Source organism: Amycolatopsis taiwanensis DSM 45107, from assembly GCF_000519205.1.
Taxonomy (GTDB): Bacteria; Actinomycetota; Actinomycetes; order Mycobacteriales; family Pseudonocardiaceae; genus Amycolatopsis_E; species Amycolatopsis_E taiwanensis.
In genome coordinates, this window is record NZ_JAFB01000009.1 from 80,320 (window position 1) to 103,573 (window position 23,254).

General features: G+C 71.3%; 1 protein-coding gene (cut by both window edges). It reads left to right on the top strand.

All 23,254 nt of this window come from inside a single coding sequence — locus tag A3CU_RS43985, preprotein translocase subunit SecA, on the top strand. Of the gene's 81,651 coding nucleotides, 18,052 precede the window and 40,345 follow it; the stretch shown corresponds to coding positions 18,053-41,306 — codons 6,018 (partial) to 13,769 (partial); the first complete codon in view begins at position 3. Both the start codon and the stop codon lie outside the window.

Sequence of the window (23,254 nt, forward strand, 5' to 3'; positions counted from 1 at the left end):
CGAGTGCGGAGGTGTTCGCCCGGCGGCAGGCGGAGGTGGACCGCTACCGGCGCGCCGGTCTGTGGCGCCTGCGCAAGACGGCCGCACACCATTTCGGAGAGTCCGGCGAGGCCGTGGTCGCGGAGATGTTCTCGGACCGGCCCACGCCCACCGCGAGGCCCGCGGTCGAAGGCGAGCCGCGCTTCGAATACGGCGTTTTCCTTGACACGCCAGGCGAAGAGGGCGGCCCTGTGGTCCCGGACGGCGGCCACGGCGACAGTGGGCCGCGCACGCCCCCGGCCGCCGCGCTGCGCGCACTCGACACCGTCCCGGCGTCCTCCGGCGACGAGGGGCTGTCCGAGTCCGCGGAGTCCGTCCGGCGTCGGCTGGCGCTGATGGAGACGCGGCTCGCGCAGGCGCTGGCGCGGCTCGAAAACGGTCACGCGACCGCTGAGGGCGATGTCGTACGCCGACGGTTCCTGGTCAACGATCTCCGGATCAAGCACGCCGAGGCCGTGCACCGGGAGGCGGTCGAGGCGGCCCGGCACGAGGCCGAGGAGCGGTTCGTCGCCGAGATCCCGCGAGAACCGAGGTGGGCGACGGAGCTCTATCGCGTCGTCGAGGTGCGGAACACCGTGCGTGAATGGGCCGGGGAGCGGCCGGAGACCGGCCAGACCGCACGGCAGGTGTGGGACCTGGTGGCCTCGCTGGAGGACACCTGGCGCAAGATGGCGCAACTGGTGCAGAACGCGGACCGCCTCGGTGAGCGAGTAGAGAGCAGCGTCAGCCACGAGGTCGCCATCGCGATGCTGGCGCGCCTGGAAACCCGGATCGGCCCGCTGGTGCGGGCGTACGCGGAAACGTCGCGCCTCGGCCTGGAGGAGTCCGCGAAGGACGCGCTGATCGACCTCGATACCGAACTGCGTGCGTACAACGACGAGGCAAGGGCCGCGTTCGAGCGGCACGAGGCGCTCTGGCGGCTGCTGCCGCAACCGGCTGGAGCGGACATGCTGGCCAAGGACGGTCCGTTCGCACTGAACCCGCTCGGCCGCGACCACGCGCGCACGTTCCTGGTGGGCCAGAACGCGACCGAGACCCGGATCGTGCTCGCCGCGCTGCTGGAGGAGTCGCTCGCCGCCACCGGAGTGTCCGAAGCGGACCGGAAGGCGCAGGCCGCCGCCTACCTGGAGTTTGCCGCGACCACGCCGCTTGCGTCCACTTCGGAATCCCGGTCCCTGCTGGCCACGGTGGGACAGCGGCGGTACGCCGTGCTCGACGAGCGCAAGAGTCTCCGCCCGCTGACCGACGCCGACCGGGCCCGGTTCGACCAGCTCCGGGCCAGGCTGGAACAGCTGCACGGGGACCGGATCGTCTTCGACGAGATCAGCCCGGAAACGCTTGCGCACGCGGAGAACCTCGCCGGGTTCGACGACGCCGCGCACGTGGCGATCGCCCACTACTTCGAGACCACCGGCGGCGTGCTCACCGTGTCCGCGACGCCGGTGGACTACTCGGCGTCGCTCGTCCGGCGGGCCTTCGTCGGGCTGCACACCGGGTACGAGATCTTCGCGCCGTCGGGCGCGCTCGGCATGGCCTACCTCGCCGACCACGCGCTGGCGGTCGGCACCGACCCCCGGGCCGTGGGCTCCTCCGGCGAGCGCGGCGAGGACTCGTTCGTCTGGCACGAAAATCGGCAGTACCTGGAGGATCTGTTCGAGCTCGCCCAGCTGACCGGGGCGCACGAGTTCGCGCACATTCTCGCTCTGCTGGCCGGCCCGTCCGCGAACCGTGAGCTGCTCTACAGCGACGGGCCCGAGTGGGGCGAACTGCACGACCTGATCGTGGCGCTGCCCTACCACAACCTTTCGCCGTACGTCACCGGCGACCAGCGCGAGTCGTTCGCGCACGTGATCGGCGCGCTGCGCGCGGGCCGGGCCGGGCCGGCCGAACTGCTCGGCATGGACAAGCCGGTCGATCCGCCAGTGGTGCACGTGCACCGGGACACGGTCACCGTGTCCGCGCAGGGCGGCGTCGCCAAGGGCGTGACCGTGCGGGTCACACCCGGACGTGCCGTCGAGATCACCGACTCACACGGCACGACCATGCGCCTCGGCACGGACGGCCTGCCAGTGCCCGGGGTCTGGGTATCCGGCAACGAGTGGCAGCGCACGATCGAACTGGCCGACCTCGGGCACGGTCTCGACGCCCTGCCGGATGGCGAGCGCCCGCCCAGCACGGTCGTGACGATCGACGCGCGCGGCGTGGTGCGGGTGCGCGCCGCCGACGGTGCCACCACCACGGTCTATCCCGGTGGCGCGCTGGCGCTCGAAGCGCGGGTGCCCAGCCACGACCCGGTGGAGGAGCTCACGGGGGCCGAGGAAATCGCCGCGGTCGGCGCGGACGGCACACTGCACCTCGACCCGGGCTCGGCCGCCGTCCGCGGCGCGCGGGCCGAGCACCTCGACGGCGATGAGGCCGGGACCTACCGGATCAGCTCGGGCGACGGCCGGATCGCGTTGCTGCTCGACCAGGACGGCGGCGCCACGATCACCTCGACCCCGAACCGGGTCGGCGGGCAGCCGGACGGCCTGACCGTGATCGAACTCGCGGAGCGGATCAGAAGCTTCAACGACGGGCTGCTCCGGCCGCGCGCCGACCAGGTGTCGCTGCCCATGTGGCTCGACCACCTGGACCGGCGGACCCACCTGGGCACGACCGGCCCGCTCGACCCCCTGCTCGACTGGCTGGAGCAGCGTCCGGCCGGCCGGACGCACTTCGACGAGGCCGTGTTGGCGGACCTCGCGGACCGCTGGCGGCAGCTGACCCAGGTCGCGTGGGTCGGGCTGCGCGGTATGACGCCGGACGAGGCGCTGCGGACGCGTGCGGAGCTGTTCCGCCAGGCACACGAGCTGACCGGGCTGATCAACGCCGAGATCCGGCGGTTCGCCGACGTGGTGCGCACGGAGCTGCCCGCGGCGGAACGGCTGCCCGGCGAGGTCGCGCTCTACCAGGCGCGCCGGGCGGCGATCACGTCGCTGCCGCACGCCGCCCGCGGCCCGCTCGCCCAGGCGTTCCTCGACCGCGTTCAGCACGGCTCGAGCGAGTCGACGGCGCTGCTGGTCGCGGCCCTGCTCGACCTCGACGAGACACGCGCGGCCGACTGGTTCACGTGGGCCTCGGCGGTCGATGCGGCGCCGGAGGACGGGGTGTCGGTCGGCCACCTCGTCCGGCTGATCCGGTCCGCGATGGGGCGGCACGTCGCGGAGGGCGAGTCGCTTCCGGACCTGGTCCTCACGGCGGCACGGGCCGAGAGCGCGTCGCGCACCGGCGCGACCTTCGCCGACCAGGTGCTGCGGGACCGGCTGGAGGCCGTCCAGCAGGCCGCTCGTGAACTCGCGTCGGCGGCGCACAATGCGCTCACCGACGGCCTCGCGCCGGTGACGGAGCGGCTGCGCGGGCTACGTGCCGAGCTGGGCTACCTGCGCGATCTGGGCGTCGAGCTCCTCCCGGCGGGCAGGCCGGAGACCACGGTGGAGACACCGGCGGCGCCCAAGCGGGCCGGGGTCTCGCCCGAGGACGGTCCGCGCGAGCATCCCGGGGCGACCGTCGCCGAGTTGGAGAACGCGCTCGGCCTCGCGTTCTTCCGGGCCGGCAGCGGCGCGGCGGTGCAGGGCTACGTCGGCGACGGCGAGTGGGACATGGGCGAGCCGGGGCAGCTGGAGTGGCGGCTGCGGGTGCGCCCGAGCGACGAGGCACGGGCCGCGCTGGAGATCCCCGAACTCCGAATGGCCGGCGATCGCCTGGTGCTGGCCGGGCGAGTGGAACTCCGGCTCCCCCGGGGCATCGCGGTGGACGAGCCGGCGCTGGACCGGATGGTCGCGGAACTGCTCGACGTGGTGCCCCGCCAGATCCAGGACATGGTCGCGCACGCGCGCGCCGAGGGACGCCCGGTGCCGGAGCCGGGCAACCTCGTGCTCGGCGACGCGGAGGATTTCGGCCCAGCGGTCTCCACGGGCCAGACCGTCCATATCGGACCCGAGACCGAGGCTGCGGCCGTCGATCCGCTCGCCGACGTGCTGCGGCTCGCGGCCAAGACGCTGCCCGCGCCCAATGACCCGGAGAACGCGCACCTGCTGAACGGGTCACGGGTGGCCGTCGCGCTGGCGGACCTGAAGCGCGCACTGTCCGATCTGGACATCGACCGGCCGGGCCTCACGCTGCTGAACGAACTTGCCGAGGGCGCGGTCGAAGGCACGCCCGGCGCGGCGCACCGGGACCGGCTGCGGGCGTACGCCGCGGACCAGGCCGGAATCGACGTCGAGGGCACCACACTCGAACGGCTCGGTGGCGAGCGGACCGAACCGGCTCCGGCGGTCTATGTGCTGCGGGACGCCCAGGGTGAGGCGGTCGCGGTGCTGAGGGTCGTCGACATGTGGCGCCTGGCCTCCGAACTGGCCGCACGGGAGTTCCTCGGCCGCCTCCCGCTCCAGGACTTCCAGGTGCCGCGGCTGCACGGTGTGGCCAAGGCCGGCGCCGGGCAGGACACCCTTGGGGTGATCGTGGAGGATCTCGCCACGGGCGAGAAATGGGCGGACATCGCGCGCGAGGAGCGGTCGCGGGCGATCACCGCCTACGCCGGGGCCGTGGCGGAACTGGCGATCCTGAGCCGGAACGCGGCCGACGACGAGGGGCCGATCGGCTCGGCCTACTGGGCGGATGTCGTGACGGCGCTGCACGGGCTGCGCGACGCCGGGGCACCGGTGGACGCCCTGATCGAGGCGGCGGAGCGAGTCGCCGGGCGTGCCGCCGCCGCGCCGATCGCGTTCCGGTCCGCGATACACGGCGACCTGCACGGCCAGAACGTCCTCTACCGGGACGGCCATGTCACGCTGATCGATCTCGCGACGCTCCACCGTTCGCTGACCCCCGAGGGGGCCACGACGGGGCAGGCGGCCGGGGACATCGCCCGCTTCGCCAGGCTCGTGGCGGAACGGGCGCGCCTCGGCGGTGGCGCGGACTTCAGCGAACAGCTCCGGCGCGACTTCGAAAACGCCGTCCGCAGGCCGGTCCGCCCGGGTATGGCGACCAGCCAGGCGGCGCTCACCGCAGTGACGGAGTTGGCCGGCGCCCACCGCGCGGGCACGCCGATCGACGAGCACCTGGCGCGGCTGCGGGAACTGCTCGGCGAGGCCGCCACGACCACCGAGACGACCTCGGCTGTCGAGTCCCCGCGCGCACGCGCCGAGGGACGCCCGGTGCCGGAGCCGGGCAACCTCGTGCTCGGCGACACGGAGGATTTCGGCAGCGCGGTCGCCGTGGGCCGGGCCGTCCACATCGGACCCGAGACCGAGGCGGCGGCCGTTGTCCGTGAGGTCAGTGTTGAAGAGTTGCTCAGGCTCGTGCGTGGCACTCGTACCGGTGCGCCGGGCGAACGGTCCCGGTTGTCGTCGGAGGGCATGCGGGCCTTTGAAGACACGCTGACCGATATCCAGGGGTTCGACCCGCGCCGCCCGGCTGGTGAGCAGGTCGAGAGGTTGCGTGAGTTCGCCGCGGCGAAGATGGGGCGGCTGCCTCATGAGCTGAGGGTGGAACCGTTCGTCGAGGGCAAGGGGTGGATTCTCAAGGTCTCCGACGCCGAAAGCCGGGTGCCGCTGGCGGTGTTGAGCGTGTACGGCGACCCCGAGGAATCGCAAGCGCGGCGGCAAAATCGGCAGCATGAGGACGATTGGGGGAAGTCCGGGACGGAGCTGCTGGCGGAGCGCCTGTGGGGATTCGACCGGCTTGACCGCGAGCGTCCGGTGCATTTCGGGCTCGGTGAGGTGTATGGGGCCGGTGTCAGCCGGGGAACCGACGGGTCGGTCGGTGTCCTGCTGACCTCCTGGGCGCGCGGCCTGACCCTGACCGAGGTGGTGGACCGGATCACGGCGGCGCGTTCGGCTCAGGAGCGGGCGGAGGCCGTCGAGTACCTGCGGCGGATGCTGTCCAAGATCGCCAAGGCCTTGGCCGAGCTGCACATGCGCACCCGCGATGTGGCCAGCCCGGAAGGGGCCGCGAGCGGGTACTGGCTGGAGACCGCCGCCGAGTTCGCGCGTTCGGCACATGCGAGCGCGGTGGCCATGGGGCGCTCCGAACTGGTCGACGGCCGGCTGGTGGGGCGGCTGGCTGAGCTGGCCGACCGGGTGACGTCGTTGGAGACAGGCTTCTTCTCGTTGAAGCACCTGGATGCCCACGGCGAGAACTTCATCTATCACCTGGACCCCGTCCCCGATGAAGAAGACCCGATCGCCGAGAATGAGACTCTCACGCTGATCGACCTGGCCCGGGTGCACCAATCCGCCGACGCGGACGGCAACGCGACGCGCGAGTTCTCCGACAGCGATCCGGACACGATGATCCGGAACGTCTTGGACATCGAAACAGTCTTGAAGCGGGAAGGCCACGCGGACATCGCCACCGGACTGGCTCGCGATTTCCGGAATTCCTATGACTCCGCCGTGCACGGGCTGGCGCTCGGCTCGGCCACGAAGGCTTACCGGATATTCGAAGCCACCCAGGAATTGATGGCGGCGAGCCGGGAATTCGCGGACGGCGCCAATTCGGCGGAGCTGGTGGCCGAGCGCGCGAATATCCTGGGTGAGCTGCTGGCGGGCTTCGACCGTATCGCGGTGGCCGAGCTGTCGATCGACCAATGGGTTGAAACGGCCGCCGCGGTCGAAAGTCCGTTGGGGGCACTGCGGAACTGGCTCGCCGGGCCGGCGGCCGGGCCGGTCCGGTCGATGTTCGGTACCGACGAGGAGATCGAGCGCGTCCAGAGCGCGTGGGAATGGGTGCGGTCGCGAATCGCCGAGACCGAATCGAGCGAGCTGATCAATACGCTCGTTGTGGCGCATCAGGTCATGCTCGACACCGGCCGTCTGATGGCTCTGTGGGAGACGGCGATCACGCAACTTCCCGAGTCCGAACAACCGGCCGCGGGCCGCACGATGATCGCCGCGCAGCGCGAGAGCAGATGGTCGTTCGTGCGCGAGACCAGGGGAGTGCTCGACCCGCTTTTCCTGGATCACATCCGCCTCGACGGTAGGGAAACCACCGGCGCCCTGCTGGTGGCCGCACTGGTGACCCTCGGCCGGCTGGCTCCGGACCGGGCCGCAGACATCGCGGTGGGCATCCTCGGCACAGACGGTGGCTTCCTCAGTGATGGTCTTTCGGCCGGTGATGTGGTCCGGCTGGTCGTTCCCGGGCTCGGCGGTGAGACCCTGGTGGATCGGCTGCGTGCCGATCTGGGGCCGAGCTGGACACCGCGCAGTGTGGACGAGCTGGCGGCCGCGTCGGAGGCCGGCGATCTGGACGGCATCGTGGCCGCGCTCGGCCAGCTTCGGCCTTACCTGCGGGCTTACCGCGCCGGGGGTGCCGCCGCTTACTCCTTCCACGAATTTTCGACCGACGGCTCACCTGATGCCGCCCAGCCACGATCGGAACGCGATCTTGCGGCTGGTGACCCAGCGATGCCGCCGGTGGCATCCGGCGACGACGCCGCGCTGACTCCGGAATCCGAACCCGCCGGTGCGCCGGTCGATGTCCCTGGCACCGAACCGGCTTTCACCAGGGCCCGCACGGTGACCCTGCCCGCGCTCTCTGGTGACGTCGCGACCCCGTCGGCGCTGGAGCAGACGGTGCTGGAGCAAGCGCTCGGTGAAGCGTTCGCCCGGGCCGGCGCAGCCGTCGGCGAGTACACCGCGGGCACCACGCCCGGCCAGGCCGGTTACTGGTCCCTCACGCTGCCGGGCCAGGTGCCCGCGCACCTGTGGGTCAACTCCCGGCCGCTGTCCTCCGGCGTGCCCCAGGTGACCGTGCCGCAGGCGTGGCGGGGCGCGGACGGACGCTGGGTGTTCACCGGCCCGATCGAGTTCGCGCTGCCGCTCCTGCCCGCCGATGGGCAGGAACTGGGGCGCGTGCTGGACCAGATCGTGCCGCACCTTCTCCAAGCCATGCCGGCGATGTTCCAGGAGGCCGTACGGGCCGACCGGATCCTGCCGCTCGACCCGGACAAGGCGCTGGCCACGGCGGCCGCACGGCAGTCGGCGGCCGACGCCCGGCTGGCCACGGCAAGCGGCGCCGAACTCCAGGCCGCGCGAGCAGCGGCCAACCGCGCGCGGCTCGAGCAGGCGTACGTGCTGCGGTGGCAGGAGGCAGGGCAGGGCATCGCAGAGCGCGATGGCAGGCGCCAGGCGGAGATCGCGCGCGCCGAGGCTGCCGCCGCACGCGCCACCGCGCTGCGGGTGGAGCCGCCGGCCGCCTTCGTCGGCGAGCCACCGGCCGAAGGGTCGCTCGGGTGGCACCTGCGGAATGCGATCCAGCTGGAAGAGGACACCTGGCGACGGGCGATCGAGGCGGCCAAGGCCGCGCCGTGGAACCCGGCCTGGGTGGACGCGAGCGAGGCCGCCGCCACGGTGCTGGACAGCCTCGGGGAACTCCGCCCCCTGGTGGACCGGTTCACCACCGCGATGGCAGACGACGGCGTGCTCGACGCCGCGGCGGCGTTGACCGACCTCAGCGCCGCGATCCGGGAGCACAACGCGTGGGTGTGGTCGGTGCTCGATGCCGACGGGGAACTGCTGGACACGCTGCGGGATCTGCTTCCGCACCAACCGGTCGAGACGCTCACGCACGAAACCCAGGTGGGCGGGCAGTGGCCGGTGCGGATGGCCGGCGGCTGGACCTGGCGGCCGGAGCGGCTGAACCCGGTGCTACTGCACAACCCGGCGGGCCCGCTGCTGCATGATCCGCTGGGTGTCGCCTACGGTGCGGTGTTCGACCTGAAGCTGGGCTCCGACTCCATCTTCACCAGCGAGAGCCAGGTGATGCTGGTCGCCCTTTATCGCTCTCTGCAGGAAGCCAAGGGTTACACCGGAACCGAGCTGGCGGACCGGGTCGCCGGATACGCCGCGTTCCTGCGTGACACACCGGCGAAGCCGGAATCGCAGGGGGCGAGCCCGCTGCACGCGCTGGGCGCCAACCTCTACATCAACATCGATGTCTGGCGCGAAGGCCGGTCGGCCGCGGAGCCCGAGGATTTCCGGTCGAACCTCGCATGGCTGCGCGAGTTCTACGGCGACCGGCTCGTGCTTGACGGTGACGGCGCCAACCCCGCCGTGTACAAGCACGTGCGAATGCTTCGCCGCCAGCCCGCCTGGCGGCACGAGGAGAACGCGCGGCGGCTGGAGCTCACCAACGGCACTGTGCACCTGGGCGCCGGCTGGCTTGCCTACGTCGGCACCTTCGCCGAGGACAGCTTTGCCGGGCTGCACGTCAACTTCCCGGAAAGCGGGCAGTTCGAGGACACTGTCGGCGTCGCGAACATGGCCTTCGCCAGGGTCGCTCTCGGCAGCTCGCACCTGTCCGACCTGTCTGCTTCGGGGGAGCCGCACACCAGCGGCTACCGGCTGGTCGACGGCGAACTGCTGAACATGTCGTCGCTGACGACCGGGCTCGTCGGGCACGAGCTGGCCCACCCCGAGGACCACGAGCAGGGCCCCACTCGGGACGGGCACGAGCTGCACAGTTCCGGGGCCGAGTGGGCCAGGCTGCATCACCTGGTCGCCTCGTTGCCGGGGAACCGGCTGCGGCCGCACGCGAAGGGCGCGCTCGCGGAGTCGTACGCCGACCTGTTGGGGGCCTACCGCACCGATCTCGGCGACGGCGTCCACACCAATTACGGCGAGGTCGTCCACTCCGGCGACTTCGAGGGCTGGGTCCAGCTCGGCGAGGAGCTCGGCGTGGACCTGCCGCCGGACCCACCGACGATCAAGGTCAGGGGCCGGACGCTCACCGTGGCGGCCAACGGCGGCCGGGTCAAGGGCGTCGAGCTGCGGTTCGAGGCCGGTCGCCGCCCGGAGGCCGGCCGCGACTACCCGCTTGGATCCGATGCGCACCAGCGGATCCGGGTGTCCGACGACGGCCACGAGATCGAGTTGGCCGACCGCGGTGACGGCCTGGACGAACTGCCGGACGGGACGCGTCCGGCGGGGACCCGGATCATCTTCGACGAGGCCACCGGGGCCGTGACGGTGCGCGCCGCGAATGGGCTGACCGTCACGCTGGACGCCGACGGCAGGCTGACGGTGCTGCGCCTTGCCGATGGCCTTGAGCTCTCGGCCGAGGACGTACGCGCGAAGGTGGGCGTCGTAGTCGAACTCTCCCCGGACCGGCTGGTGGAACCGGCGGCGGGCCCGGCCAACGTCTTCGGCCTGGCCGGACCCACGGTGCGGGTGGACGAGTCGACCGGCGCCGTCCAGGCCGTCTCTGATGACGGCGTCGTGCGAGTGGAGGTGGACGCGAGCGGGGACGAGGTCACCATCACCTCGCCGACCAACCGCACTCCCGACGGACTGTCGCCGTTCGAGGTACTGGACCGGCTCCTCGAACACTTCCAGGAGAACGGCGCCAGGGCCAACGACCTCGAACTGGTCAGGTGGATCCGGACCGCAACCCGGTCGCGCAGCCCGTTGCAGAATCTGGGGGGCCTGCTGTCCGCGCAGGGCGACCTCGCACGGACCGGGTTCGACGTGGACGAGGCCACGCGGCTCATCCGGGCGTGGAGTCAGGCGCGTCGTGGTCTCGACCTTCGGCGCACCGCGGACCAACAGGTGGACCTGGCCATCGCCTTGCTGAACGCGCATGCGGTCGCGACCGAGACCACCGCTTTCCTCACGGAGTTGGAACAGCGGGTGCTGCGTGACGTGCCGGCGAAGGAGCGGTTCGCGATCGACGCGGCGTTGCGGACTGCCCGCCGGGAGTGGGCCGATGCGATCGGGCCCGGCGGCCTGCTGTCGCCGGCGCGCCTCGACCGGATCCAGCACGGCGGGCGGTGGAGCGTGGACGCCCTCCTGGCGGCCGCGCTCACCCACTATGCCGCCGACCAGCGGCCGGATCAGGTGCGGCTGGACGCCGCCATCCGGCTGGCACGGCGGCTCGTCCAGGACGGCGAACTGCCGCTCGACGGGGTGTCGGTCGGCGACCTGGTCCGGCTGTTCGCGCCCGGACTCGACGGCCCGTCGCTGACGGAACGGGTGCGCGCCGCGCTCGGCCCCGACCAGGTGCCTACCAGCGTCGAGAGGCTGGAGCGCGCGCTGTCGGGCAACGGTCGCGAGAGCGACATCGTCGAGGCGCTGCACGAGCTCCGCAGCGACCTGCGTGCGCTTGGCGCGGCCGGGATCGACGCACTTCTGCCCGCGAGGCTCACCACCGCGCCGGTGGTCGCGCAGCTCGTCAACGAGCGGCCGCGGCACGAACTGCACTCTGAGGCCGACAGCGACGGTCCGCCGAACCAGGTCGAGGGAACGCGCAGCGAACCGCGCGACCCGGCCGAGGGCGAGAACGCCCAGGTGCCGCCGGCCGTGGGCGAGGACGAGTGGCAGGCGGCCCAGGCGCCGCGGTTCCGGCTGAGCGACACTCCAGGCACGCCGCGCTTCGAGCCGGACCCGTCCAGCGCGTGGTACGCGCACCGGCCTCACCCCGATTTTCCGGCCGTTGAGCCGTTCCTCACCGACGAGCGGCTGGACCACGTCATCGCGGGCCACGGTCCACAAGCGACAGAACCCGACAAGACCCGGTTCCCGGAGGGCTTCTTCCCCGAGCTGTCCGAGGAAGGGGTCCGGGCGCGGGTCCGGGAGTTGGTGCTGCGGATCGCCCGGTACCCCGCCCCGGAGCGGATGAACCCGCACCTCGACCAGGACGGTGCGCCCGTCTGGACCGTGTCGGACACCGTCGGTGGCATCGTGGTCAGGGTCGTTGTCGCGAACAGCGGCCAGATCCTCATGGCGACGCCGGTGAAGAAGCAGTTGCTGTCGCGCACCGGCCTGCCGTACCCGGACAAGCTCCGGTTCGCTCCCGAGGCGCGCAACGCGTTCCTGTCCCTGCGCCGCCCCACCGGGCACGGCAACCCGCATCTGCGGCTACCCCATGTGAACGACGCGAGCGAACTGCTCGGCGCCGTCCAGACGGTGGCGCGGGATGCCCTGCGTGAGCCGACCATCCACAGTATTCGGTCGCATGTGGACGACTCGTTGTCGCATGTGGACAAAAAGTGGCTGGTGCGCGGCGCGTACCGTGGGTTCGATCTGACCGTGGTGGTTAGGTGGGACGGCGCGATCCTGGACGCCTGGCAGGGCGCCTTCGTCCCCGAGGACCGGCCGCGGCGCAGCGCGTGGGACGCGCCGGAGTTCGCGCCTGGATCGGTTTCCCCGGCGCCGGCCGCCTTCCGACTGCCCGCCGGCGTCCTCGACGAGATCGTCCGCACGCGCCGTCCCGGTGCCACGGTGCCGGGCACCACCGTGTTCGGCGAAGAGTTCTTCCCGGAGACGTCACCGGCCGCGATCCGGGACCGGATCGAGGACATCGTGCTGCGGGTCGCCAAGGCCCCGGCGCGCGTCGAGTTCGACCCGCGTACCAGCACCTGGACGGTGTACGGCCGGATCGACGACGTGACGCTGCGGGTCACGATGACCTTCGTCGGCGACATTACCGGCGCCCAGCCGCTGCACGGGCGCGACGCGATCACGCACCCGGGGCTCCCGGAACCGGGGCTCGACCGGGACACCGAACGCCGGATCGTGGCCGAGCGCCAGTTCAACGGCACCGGCCCGGCGGAGCAGCGGGTCGGCAAGGGCTGGCGTGGCCGGGAGATCGTCGAGGCGGCACGGGACATCGCCCGCGAGGTCGCGGCGAACCCCGACCCCGCCACCGCGATGACGCGCGACGGCCTGGTGCTCCTGCGCGGCACCCGCCGTGGCACCGAGTTCACCGTCGCGGTGCGCCCGGACGGCGCGATCGTGGATGCCTGGGTGGGCGGATTCGACGCGTACCCGCGGACACGCCAGAACACCGACCTGGCCTACCGCACGCCGGGGTGGGCGCTCGACCGGGACGGGTCCGACCCGGCCCGCCTGCCGGGACCGCGCCGCCAGGACCCGGGCACAGTCGCGAGGTACGACCAGGATCTGCCCTACGAGGGCCAGCCGCGGAGCCGGGGCTCGCTGTCGCTCGACGATGTGGTGCTGCCGTCGGGCGGCACGGTGCCGCACGAGGCGGCGACGGAGTTCTTCCGGAGCCTGGTGGACGGCATCGACTTCGCCGGGTTCGAGGTGCGGGCCACGGTGCTCGACTTGGACCCCGACATCGTGACGGTGAGCTTCGGTGTCCACGAGCGCGGCGAACACCAAGCCGGCGAGGTCATCCTGACGTTCCTGCCCACGGCCGGCGGCCAGTTCGTGGTCGAGAACTTCACGAGGTCGATGGTCGATGGGGAGCGGGGAAACGGGTTCGTCACGGCGTTCCACCGGCACCTGCGGTCGCGGTTCGAGCAATCCCGCCACTACGCCGGAACCGGTGTCAGCCTGACCGGTGACGCGTTGGTGGAGTGGGCCTTGCTCGGCGCCGGCTGGCTTCCGGCCCTCGGGGAGCACCCCGAGATCCGCGACCTGTTCCCGGACCCGCCTGACGACTACGGCCGCACCTCGGCGGCGCGGGTCTTCGAGTTGCTTCGCGAGGAGCGCACGGCCCTGGCCGCGTCCGCCGCCGAGCAGGGAGCACCGGCCGACGTCCAGCGCGATCTCGACGAGGCGGACGGGCTGCTGGCCAGGGTGGGCTATGCGGACGGGACCGGCTTCCCGACGGCCACCGAAGTCGCCCGCACCGTGCTGGGCCGGCGTGCGCTGCGCCGGATGGGGTCGGTCCACCTCTACGAGCCCCGCCGCTCGGCGACCCCGCCGAAGACTCGCGACGTCGTCACGAGCCACGTGCGCCGAGTGGTGCTGGCGCTGCGACAGGCCGAGCTCCCGGCAGGCCGGGCGGACGCGCTGAACCACATCATCGGCCGGATCGAAGAGACAGCCCGCGAGCTGGAGTCGAGCGCGAGGCACGGCGCGGCCCGGGGAGCCGAGTCCGCCGACCTGGAGGCCGAGTACGGGCGACGGCTGGTGGCGACGCTGAACGAACTCATCGACGCGGCCTACCGGATCGCGCCCGCAGGCACCGAGCGGCCCGGCACGCTCCTGGACAACGGTTTCTTGCAGAGCGTCGTGCCGTACTACGTATACGAGCGCGACCCGGCGGACATCGTCGCGTTCTTCGTATACCGCCACGTCCATCCGGACGTGTCCTATCAGGACTATCGAACGAACGTGGAGGCCAGTGGGCACAACCCGTTGCGGCTTCTGATCAACCCGGGGGCGCTCCTGGATGCCGGTATGCGGGATGCCCGCGCCCACCAGGTAGCGGTGGGTGCGGTCCTCGGCGAGGCGTTCGGGGCCCGGGACCACGTGACGGACGGGACGCCGCTGGAGCTGCTCGAACCCAGCCCCGCGCCCCCGGCGTTGACGGACGAGCTGCGGCAGCGGTGGGAAGCGCTGTCCGAGATCGACCGGGGTTGGTTGAGCCGGTTCGCCGAGAATCGCGACCGAGCCGGCCGTTATCTGTCCTATCTGGACCGGTGGAACGCCGACCCGCCGGTGCGGGACCGTGAGCTGGAGCAGCTTATCGACCACGTTCGCCGGATCGCCGCCGACCAGCCCCCGCTCGACGAGCCGGTGACGGTCGTCTACGGCATGAGCCTGCCCGACGCCGCCGAGTCGTCGGACCAGCTGGCCGGATTCCTGCATGGCGAGTTCGCGCGCGGTGCCGCGGTCACGGTCCCAGGGTTCGACTACGCGCACGTTCGGCCCGCGGTGGCGAGGCAGGATGTGGCGGGCAGTGCCCAGTCGCTGCTGGTCCGGGTCACGACGCGGCGGGTGGTCCCGCTCGGCGCCGATGGCCGGGTGCTGACCGTCGCCGAACCGGCCGAGGTCCGGGAGAACGCTTACCGCCGCGCGCTTTCGGGCCGGTCCACGGCGGTCGCCGACCTCGCCGCCGAAAGCGCCTCGGACGAGTTCTCCGCGCCGCCCGCGAATCTCGGGGAGCCGGCGCGGCCGCTGGACGAAGAGGCGGTGCGGGTCCGGGCCGAGCGGCTGACCGAGCTGTCCCGCCGCGTGCTTGGCGACTTGACGGAAACGCTGTCCGACGAGCTCGAACAGGAGCAGCTGGAGGCGTTGCAGGACGCGCTGCCGAAGATCGGCGACCTGCCGCCGGACGTGGCCTCGGACAAGTTCGGCGACGAACTGCTCGCGGGGCGCCATCCAGCGGAGCGCGAGGCGTTGCACCGGTTCGCCGCGGCGGAGCTGGGATTGCCGCCCGAGCAGGTGCGACTGGCCTTTCTCACCAAGGAGTCGAGCCACGTCTACCAGGTGGTGAACGTGCGTGGTGAGCCGCTCGCGATCCTGAGCGTCGAGCCCGACGTGGACACGCTGGCCCGCAGGCTGCACGGGGCGGAGCTGCTTTCCCGCCACAACTTCGAGCACTTCACGACGCCCGCGCTCATCGGTGCCGGGGTCATTGCCGGTGAGGACCCGAGCGAGAGTGTGGGCGTCACGCTCTCGACGGTCGCGCGAGGGCGCACGCTCGCCGAGGTGCTGGACTGGGTCGAGGAAGCCACCGGTGAGGAGCAGGCCCGCCGGGTCGACCATGCCACGCGGTTGCTGACCCAGCTCGCGAAGGCGTTCGCCGAGCTGCACCTGCGCACGCTCCCGGGCACACCCGGGGAACCGGCCGGTGCTCACTGGCTGGAGACGGCCGCCGCGTTCGTCGGCCAGGTCCACGCGGACGCGATCGGGCAGGGCAGGGTGGATCTGGTCGGCGGCGATCTGGTCGCCGCGCTCGAACGGCGTGCCCGTGCCGCCCAGCAGCGGCCCAGCGGCTGGTTCGGTGGCTTGCTGCACAACGACGCCCACCTGCGGAACGCGCTGTTGGAGGAGGTGGACGGGCAGATCCGGGTCGCACTGATCGACCTCGAGTACGTCGGTGGCGCGATGTCCACCTTGGAAGACGAGGTCGCGGGCACGCGCCCGAGCAGCGAGGCCGATGTCCGCGAGACGATCGAGAGCATCGAGGACCGGCTCGGCGGGCCGCACGACCTTTCCGGGACCTACCGTGACCTGTACGACTCGATGGCCAAGGGTTTCCCCGCTGACGGCTACCGGGCGTTCACCGCGGCTCAGCGCCTGCTGACCGCCTACCGCGACTGGCGGTCCGCGCCGGCCGGGCCGGAAGCGGACCTGCGTGAGGCCGTGGTCGCCGCCAGGGTGCGTGATCTCCGCGACGAGATCGCCGGCCGCCGCCCCGCCTCGCCGGACGCCCCGGCGGATGCCTTCACCGTCGGCCGGGACGGTGAGCTGATCCCGGTCCGGCCGCCGCGTACGCCGGAGGACAACGGGCGGGTGCCGGGCGCGTTCGCGTACCACCGCGACCCGCGGGTGACCGCCGCGGAGGCCGAGTTGAACGCGGCCCGCCAGCTGGGCGCGGCCGCCCAGCGCCAGGCGCCGGAAAGCGAGATCGGCCGTAGTGTGGACGCTCTCGTGTCCGGGATGCGCGAGGCCGTCCGGGCGGCGGCAGCCCAGCCGGCATTCCATCAGGCCGAGGCCCTGAACTGGATCGTCGACCGGATCGAGGGCGCCGTCGACGAGCTCGAGTCCGTGGCGCGGGGCTTCGCCGCCGTCACTCCCGCGGTCGCCCAGACCCGCGCCTTGCATGGCGCGCGGCTGGTCGCTCTGGTGAGCGACTTGGTCGACGCCTTCAATGAGGCCGCGGTCGAGCGAGCCGTTCCGTTGGACGGTCAGGCACTCGGCGCGGGACTACTGGTCGACGGTCGGGTGCCCGAACCGCTGTTGAGCCCGGATGTGCTGCGCCGGACCGAGGCTTCCGGCGCGGTCGCCTTCTTCGTGCTCCGGCGATTCCACCCTGAACTGTCCTATTCGGACTTTTCCAGGGTGGTCGCGGACAGCGGGCCGGGCACCACGCTGTGGACTCTCATCGGCGACGACGTCTTCCTCGAGACCAGCCTGCGCGATATCTACGACCACCGTAAGTCTCTCGGCGTGCTGACCGGCATCGCCGGGGCGCCGGCCGCCGCTACCGACGGCGAACCGGGTGGGGCCATCGGGCAGACGATCGGCTGGGAACTCGAAGCGGACGAGTTCACCCAGCCCTGGGACGCCGGACGAATCGAAGCGATGCGGCGGCGCTGGGCGGCACTGCCCGCTGCGGACCAGCGCTGGGTCGACCGGTTCCTCGCCGACCGCGACCGGCTGAGCCGGTACCTGGTGTACTCGGCCAAGTGGGACGGCAACCCGCCCGTTGCCAACCCCGGCTACGACGAGATCGTCCGGAACCTGCGCCGGATCGCGGAAAGCACCGCGCTCGACGAGCCGATGGTGTTCGCGCACGGTGTCTCGCTGACCGAAGTGCCGTGGCTGGCCGAGCTCGGCGAGCACCAGCCGGCCGGCCAGCTCCGCGCGCTCGCGGGCGGATACCTGGCTCCGGGCGAGCCGCTGACCTCGCCCACGATCAGCCACTCGTCCTGGCGGGCTGCGGACGCGAAGCAAAGTGCCAGTGGTGGGGAACAGTCGCTGTTCGTCCGGCTCACCACCCGGCTGGCCATTCCGCTGCCGACGGACGGGCAGGTGCTGATCCTGCCGGAAGCGTCGATCGTGCGGAACACGGCGTACTCGGCGTACCTTTCCGGCCGGTCCGCCGCCGTTGTCGACCTGGTTGCCGAGAGCGCCTGGCGCGACTCCGGTGGCGCGCCTGTGCGAGACGCGGCGAGTATGGCGGAGCTCTACGAGCTGGCCAAGCAGGCCCGGACGGATGGCCCCCTCTTCAAGGTGGAGGTCGGCGCGCCGGTGGTTCGAGAGCGGGTCGACGGCGAGGGCCTCGCAGCGTTCACCGATGGCCTCGCCCGGGTCGGCGGCTTTGCCCGAACCGGCGACGGCGAGCTGGTTTTCCCCGAAGGGCGTTGGTGGGAAGGACAATCGGCCGCGGCGACGAACGTCCGGCGGTACCTGGCGGAGGTGCTCGGGCGGCCGGACATCTCGTTCGCGCCGATCCCCGTGAGCGAGGCCGGAGACAAGCCGGTCTTCTGGGTCTTCAGCGGGGACGAGCGGATCGCCGTCCTGAAATTCCCGCCCATCGCGGATGCCGCGGCGGAGCTGTCCTTCCTTGGGCGTCTGGCCGAACACGGTGAGCGCGGGGTGAACCTGTACCACCAGGTGCACGGCGCGGCCGTGCTCGCGGACGAGAACGGGACGCCGTCGGGCCAGGGCCTGATGGTCGTTTCGTTCGCCGGCGAAACCTCGCCGCTGCTGCTGATGGAGGACGTGCGGCAGGCGGCGTCCGAAGCGGCCAGGTACAGGGCGCTGGTCAGGCTCGAACGAGCGGTCGTCGCCGTGGCCGAGTCGTTGTCCACTTTGCACACGTTGTGGCCTGGTTCCGGCCTCCGGGAGACTCCGAACCTGGTGGCGTCGGCTTATCGCAAGGCCCATTCGGCGGTCGCGGAACTCGCGGAGAACGAGAGCCTGATTCGGCGGCTCGGGCCGGACCAAGCCGGTTTGGCCGGCCTTCTCCGCGGCCTGGAGAATCGGACCGGTATTTCCGGCTCGGACCTGGTCGAACATATCGGCTTCACCCACGGCGACCTGAAACTCGACAATGTCCGGATCGGTTTCGACGCCGACGACAAGGTCGTCGACGTCCGGTTCATCGACGGCCCCGCCGGGCACACCGGCCTGGACGCCGAGGGTACCCCGATTTCCGACACGCAATTCGACGTGCGGCTGTTCAACACTCACCTCAAGAATCTTGGGCCCGACCGGATCGGTCAGGACACGACCCGGCGCCTGCAGGAATTGTTCCTCGAGAAATACCGTGCCGCCGGCGGCAGCTACGCGCCGAGCGACGCAGGGGCGGCCGAATACGCGGAGCACAAACACGTCTTCGACGCGGTCCGCTATCTCCTCGAGCACGCCTCGACCTTTGAGACCACCGACGATGTCGTCGAGCTGAGGAGACTGCGCAGGGGCCTGAACGTCCTGAAGCTCGAACTGGCCCGCGAAGTCCCCGTTGCCGAGCCGTTGGAGGCCGGCGCCCCGGCCGCGACCATGGACGATGCCGCGGCGCTGTTCGGGTTCGATCCGGCTGCCGAGGGGTCGGTCGAGACGTTCCGGTACCTGCTCGACGAGGCAGGCATCGGCGATGCGGATCCGGCGGTCCTGGTTGCGATCGCCCATGAGCTGACCACCACTCATGGCCTGGAGACGGGGCCGGAGCGGCAGTTGTACCTGATGGAGAACCCGGCTTGGCTCGGCGACGAGATCCGGTCCCGAGCCGCTGAGGAGTCCACATCGGACGCTGCGGAGACGGTGGTCAGCGCGGACGACATGCGGCTGGCAGTCGGGGCCGCCGTCCCGCTGAACTATCGCGACGTCGTCGGAGATCACCGAGTGCTCGTGCTCGACGGTGACGCCGAGATCCCTGCCAAGGCCGCGAAGAAACTGCGTGAAGCCGGCATCGAGTGGTACGCCACCGCCACCGAGCCGGGCGAGGCCACCACCGCGGCCATGCGCGACGCCGGCATCGAGCTCATCCCGCTCGAAGCGGCCGACGCCGAGGACGCCGTGTCGGTGCGGTTCGTGCGGGCGCGGCAGAACAACCGCAACCCCGAAAGCCTGACCGACCCGGAGGCCGTCCTCACCGCGGTCGCCACCGAGTTCGGCGTCGACAACCGTGACTTCGTCGTCCCCGGTGCCTCTGTGTTCGGCGATGGCGCCCCGGACCACGTGGTGCACCTGGTGCACGTGACCGAGACGGCCCCGGACGCCGGGACCCAGCTGGCCGAGCTCGTCGAGCCGATGCGGCGATCCCTGCGCGGCGCCGAAGGGTTCACCCCGGACCAGCAGCCAGTGGACTGGACCATCGGCGCGGCCAGGATCATCGACGCGGTCCGGCGGCTTGCCGCGGACCTGCCCGCCGACGTGACCAGCCTTGCCCTGCTCGATGACGGCACGGACAGCCTCGGCCGGGTCCGGGCGCGAGTGGAGTTCGCCTCCGGCGCCGAGACCGAGATCAACTTGACGCCGACGGTGCCCGTTTCCGGCGCGCACAGCGATCTGCGGTTCCCCGCGACCGCCCGCGACGGCGAGGGCTTCCGCCGGTCGCGGTCCCCGGTGACGGTCGGCCTCGACCCGAGTGTGTCGCAGCTACGCGAGCGGCTGCTGGAGACGCTGCGCGTGGTGGACGCCTGGTACGCGCCGTCGGACCTGATGGGCACCGTCACCACGCTCGACGACGTCACGCGGGCCCGGATCGAGGCGACCGTGTGGAACGGGGCGGTCCTGATCGCCGACGCGATCAGGGCCCGTGGCGGCGACGTGGTCGGCCGCGAGGTCCGCGCGCGAGTCCGTGACCTGCTCGCCGGCGCGTTCGAACTGCGCGACGGCGACTACGCGTCGGCGTCCGGCGTGTTCGACTGGCGCGAGCGCCGACTGGGCCTGCGCATGAACCAGCCGCTGTGGCTGGTGGCCACCACCGTGGTGAAGGAGGTCGCCACCTCGTTCCGCCCGTCGCCGGAACTGGAGGCGGCCGGATTGCGCGAGCCGGAGCTGATTCGCGACGGCCGGCCGAACGACCGCGTCGTGAATTGGCTGATCGACCGCGAGATGCAGGACCTGGAGATCGCGCGAAAGTGGCTCGCCCGGCAGCGGGACGGGCTCAGCGTGGTGCAGCAGTGGACCCCGGAGTTCCTGGCCGGCGCCGTGACGTCCGCGTACCTCGACGACACCGCACACCTGAAGCGTTTCGTGTCCGACGTGGCGCTGGGCGTCCCGCCGGTGGAGCCCAGCCTCGGCGGCGAGCACCGTGATCTCCGCCCGGAGACGGTCCGGGACGCGATCGCCGAGCAGCGAGAGCCCAACAGCGTGGACGACGCGCTCAGCCGCCTCGAGCTCCGTGCCGGCCAGGCGCCCGAGCACTGGATGTGGGAGGACTTTGGCGCACAGATCGGGGAGAACAATCCGTCGGAACCGCACCGGCGAAAGGCACGGCTTCGACTGGCGCGTATCGAAGCGGAGATGTTCGAGAAGGGCGTCCATCCCGCCAGCGTTGCCCCCGAGCACGACGCGCTGTTGCAGAAGTGGGTGCAGTCGGTGTTTGACCTGGCGGGTGTCTCGCCGGGCGCTAAAGGCCACTACAACCGCAATGTCAGGGTAGAGAGCCGCTTCGGCTTGCTGAACGTGCGAATGCCGATCGACCAGGCGCCGCCCGCTATGGATCCGTGGGTCTGGGACGAGATCGATCTGCTCAGGCACCTGCGATCGCAACAACTCGGCCTGGCTCCGGTACTGCCAAGCGTGTCCACCCTCGCGTCGAGCGTTGACGGAAAACAGATCCAGGTCTTCGAGGCGGGCGCGGTTCTGGCGCAACTCGCCCCTGCCGGCACGCCGGTGGGGGACCACGTGATCAATGCTGTCGTGGGGCTGTTCGTCGCCGCCAACGAGGTGTCGGGCGGCGAGGTTCCCCGGATCGATGGCTGGCCGCCCAGAGGTACTCGGCGCTTCGTGCGAAGCCTGACGGACCATACGGTCGGCGTTTACCGCAGCGGGCTCGACAAACACGGTCGGCTGCTTCGGGAAGCGTTCCGTATTCCAGAAAATCCGCTGGACGGGGTTCGTCAGAGCTTCGACGAGATGACCGATCGCGCGTTCGGTCTCCTGCACATGGACCTGCATCGGGGCAACATCATCGTCCGGCCGGACGGCACGCTCATGTTCCTGGACTGGGAACTGGCGCTCTATGGCGACCCGGTCGCGGACCTCGCCAACCACCTGCATCTCATGCGCTACTTGCCGGCGGAAGAGGCCCGGCTGATTGAGTTCTGGTCCGAGCGCATGCCGCCGGAGGCCATCGCGGGCTGGGAGATGGACCTCCCGCGCTATCGCGCGTACTTCAAGATCAAGTCCGCGATCGTCGACTCGGTTCGTGCCGCCGAAGCCTTCGCGGATCCGGCGGCCACGCCAGAACACCGGGAGACCTGGGTCCGTATCTCGACCCGCAGTCTCAACGAAGCCCATGAGGTGTGGGGTACCGGTCTCCACTTCAGCGAGGACGACATCCGCGCTCACCTCGAGCAGCACCGGAACTCCGGCGCCGAGGCCCGCGCCGCTCACGATGCCGTTGATCCGGGGCGGGTGGTGACCGCTCTTGATGCCTCCGTTCGGGAGGAGTTGGTCGCGTTCGCTTCGCGGGGGGTGGATGCGCTTGCCGACCGGCTCGGTGTGAGCAAGGAGATGTTGATCGGGCGGATCAGCGAGAAGGCGCGGTCGGCGTTCGATCTTGATTCGGCTGGGATCGCGGACGCGTTCCCCGGTGATGATGCCGCGGTGGCGAGGCTGGCGCCGTATGTAGGCGTTGCTGCCGGGGTTTATGACTGGGAGTCCGGTCGGGTCGGCTTGCGGTTGCGTGAGCCGTTGGCGTTGGTTGCCACGGCCTTGGTGAAGGAGGTTGTGACTTCGCTGCGGCTGCAGTCGCCGCTCGATGTGGTGCGCGTGTCGGCTGTGGCGGACCGGCCGGGTGAGCGTGCTTCCGCGGCGCGGCTGCTGCTGGATCGGCAGATTGCCGATCACGAAGCGGTTTTGGCGTGGATGCGCTCGTTGGAGGGACCGCTGCCGGCGGAAATGGAGGCGGTGCGGGCCTGGAGCGAGAGTGTGCTGCGGGGTGTGGTGGCGTCTCGTTACCTGGTCGACTTCGATCTCCCGGGTGCGGTCGTGTCCACTATGGACAGGGGGTTGTCGCCTGCCGAGCCGAACCTGGGTCCTGAGCGCCGTTCCGGCGCGAAACCGTCCACTGTAGACCTCGGGCATCGCCTGCGCGACGGGGAATGGCTCGACGAACACGATCTGACCGAGGTGCTCTCCGAACTGGGCGACATGGTCGGGCAGTGGCTGGACCCGGCCGGCGTGCAGGCAGCGGTGTCGAAGCGCGTCGACCAGATGGATGCGAACCTGCGCTCGACGCGCGCAGTGTCGTCCGTCGAACGGGCCGAAGGCTTCTACCAGCTGCACGACAGGATGCTCGTCATCCAGGAGCGGCTGCGGCGCTGGGAACAGGATTTCCGCCTGCAACCCCCGATGCCCCCTGGTTCGGGCTTGCTGGAGTACATCGGCCGGCGCACCGCGTTTACGACGTGGATGCGCGAGGTCGGCGGACCGCTGGATCGCCGCTTCCTGGCGCGAGTTCGGGCGCGCGGCGAGATGGCCCACGCGTTGCTGGCGGCCGCCCTCTCGCGGCACATCGGTCCCAGCCTCATCGACGAGTGGGTTGAGGTCGCCGACTTGCTGCTGCCCATGGACCGTCGAGC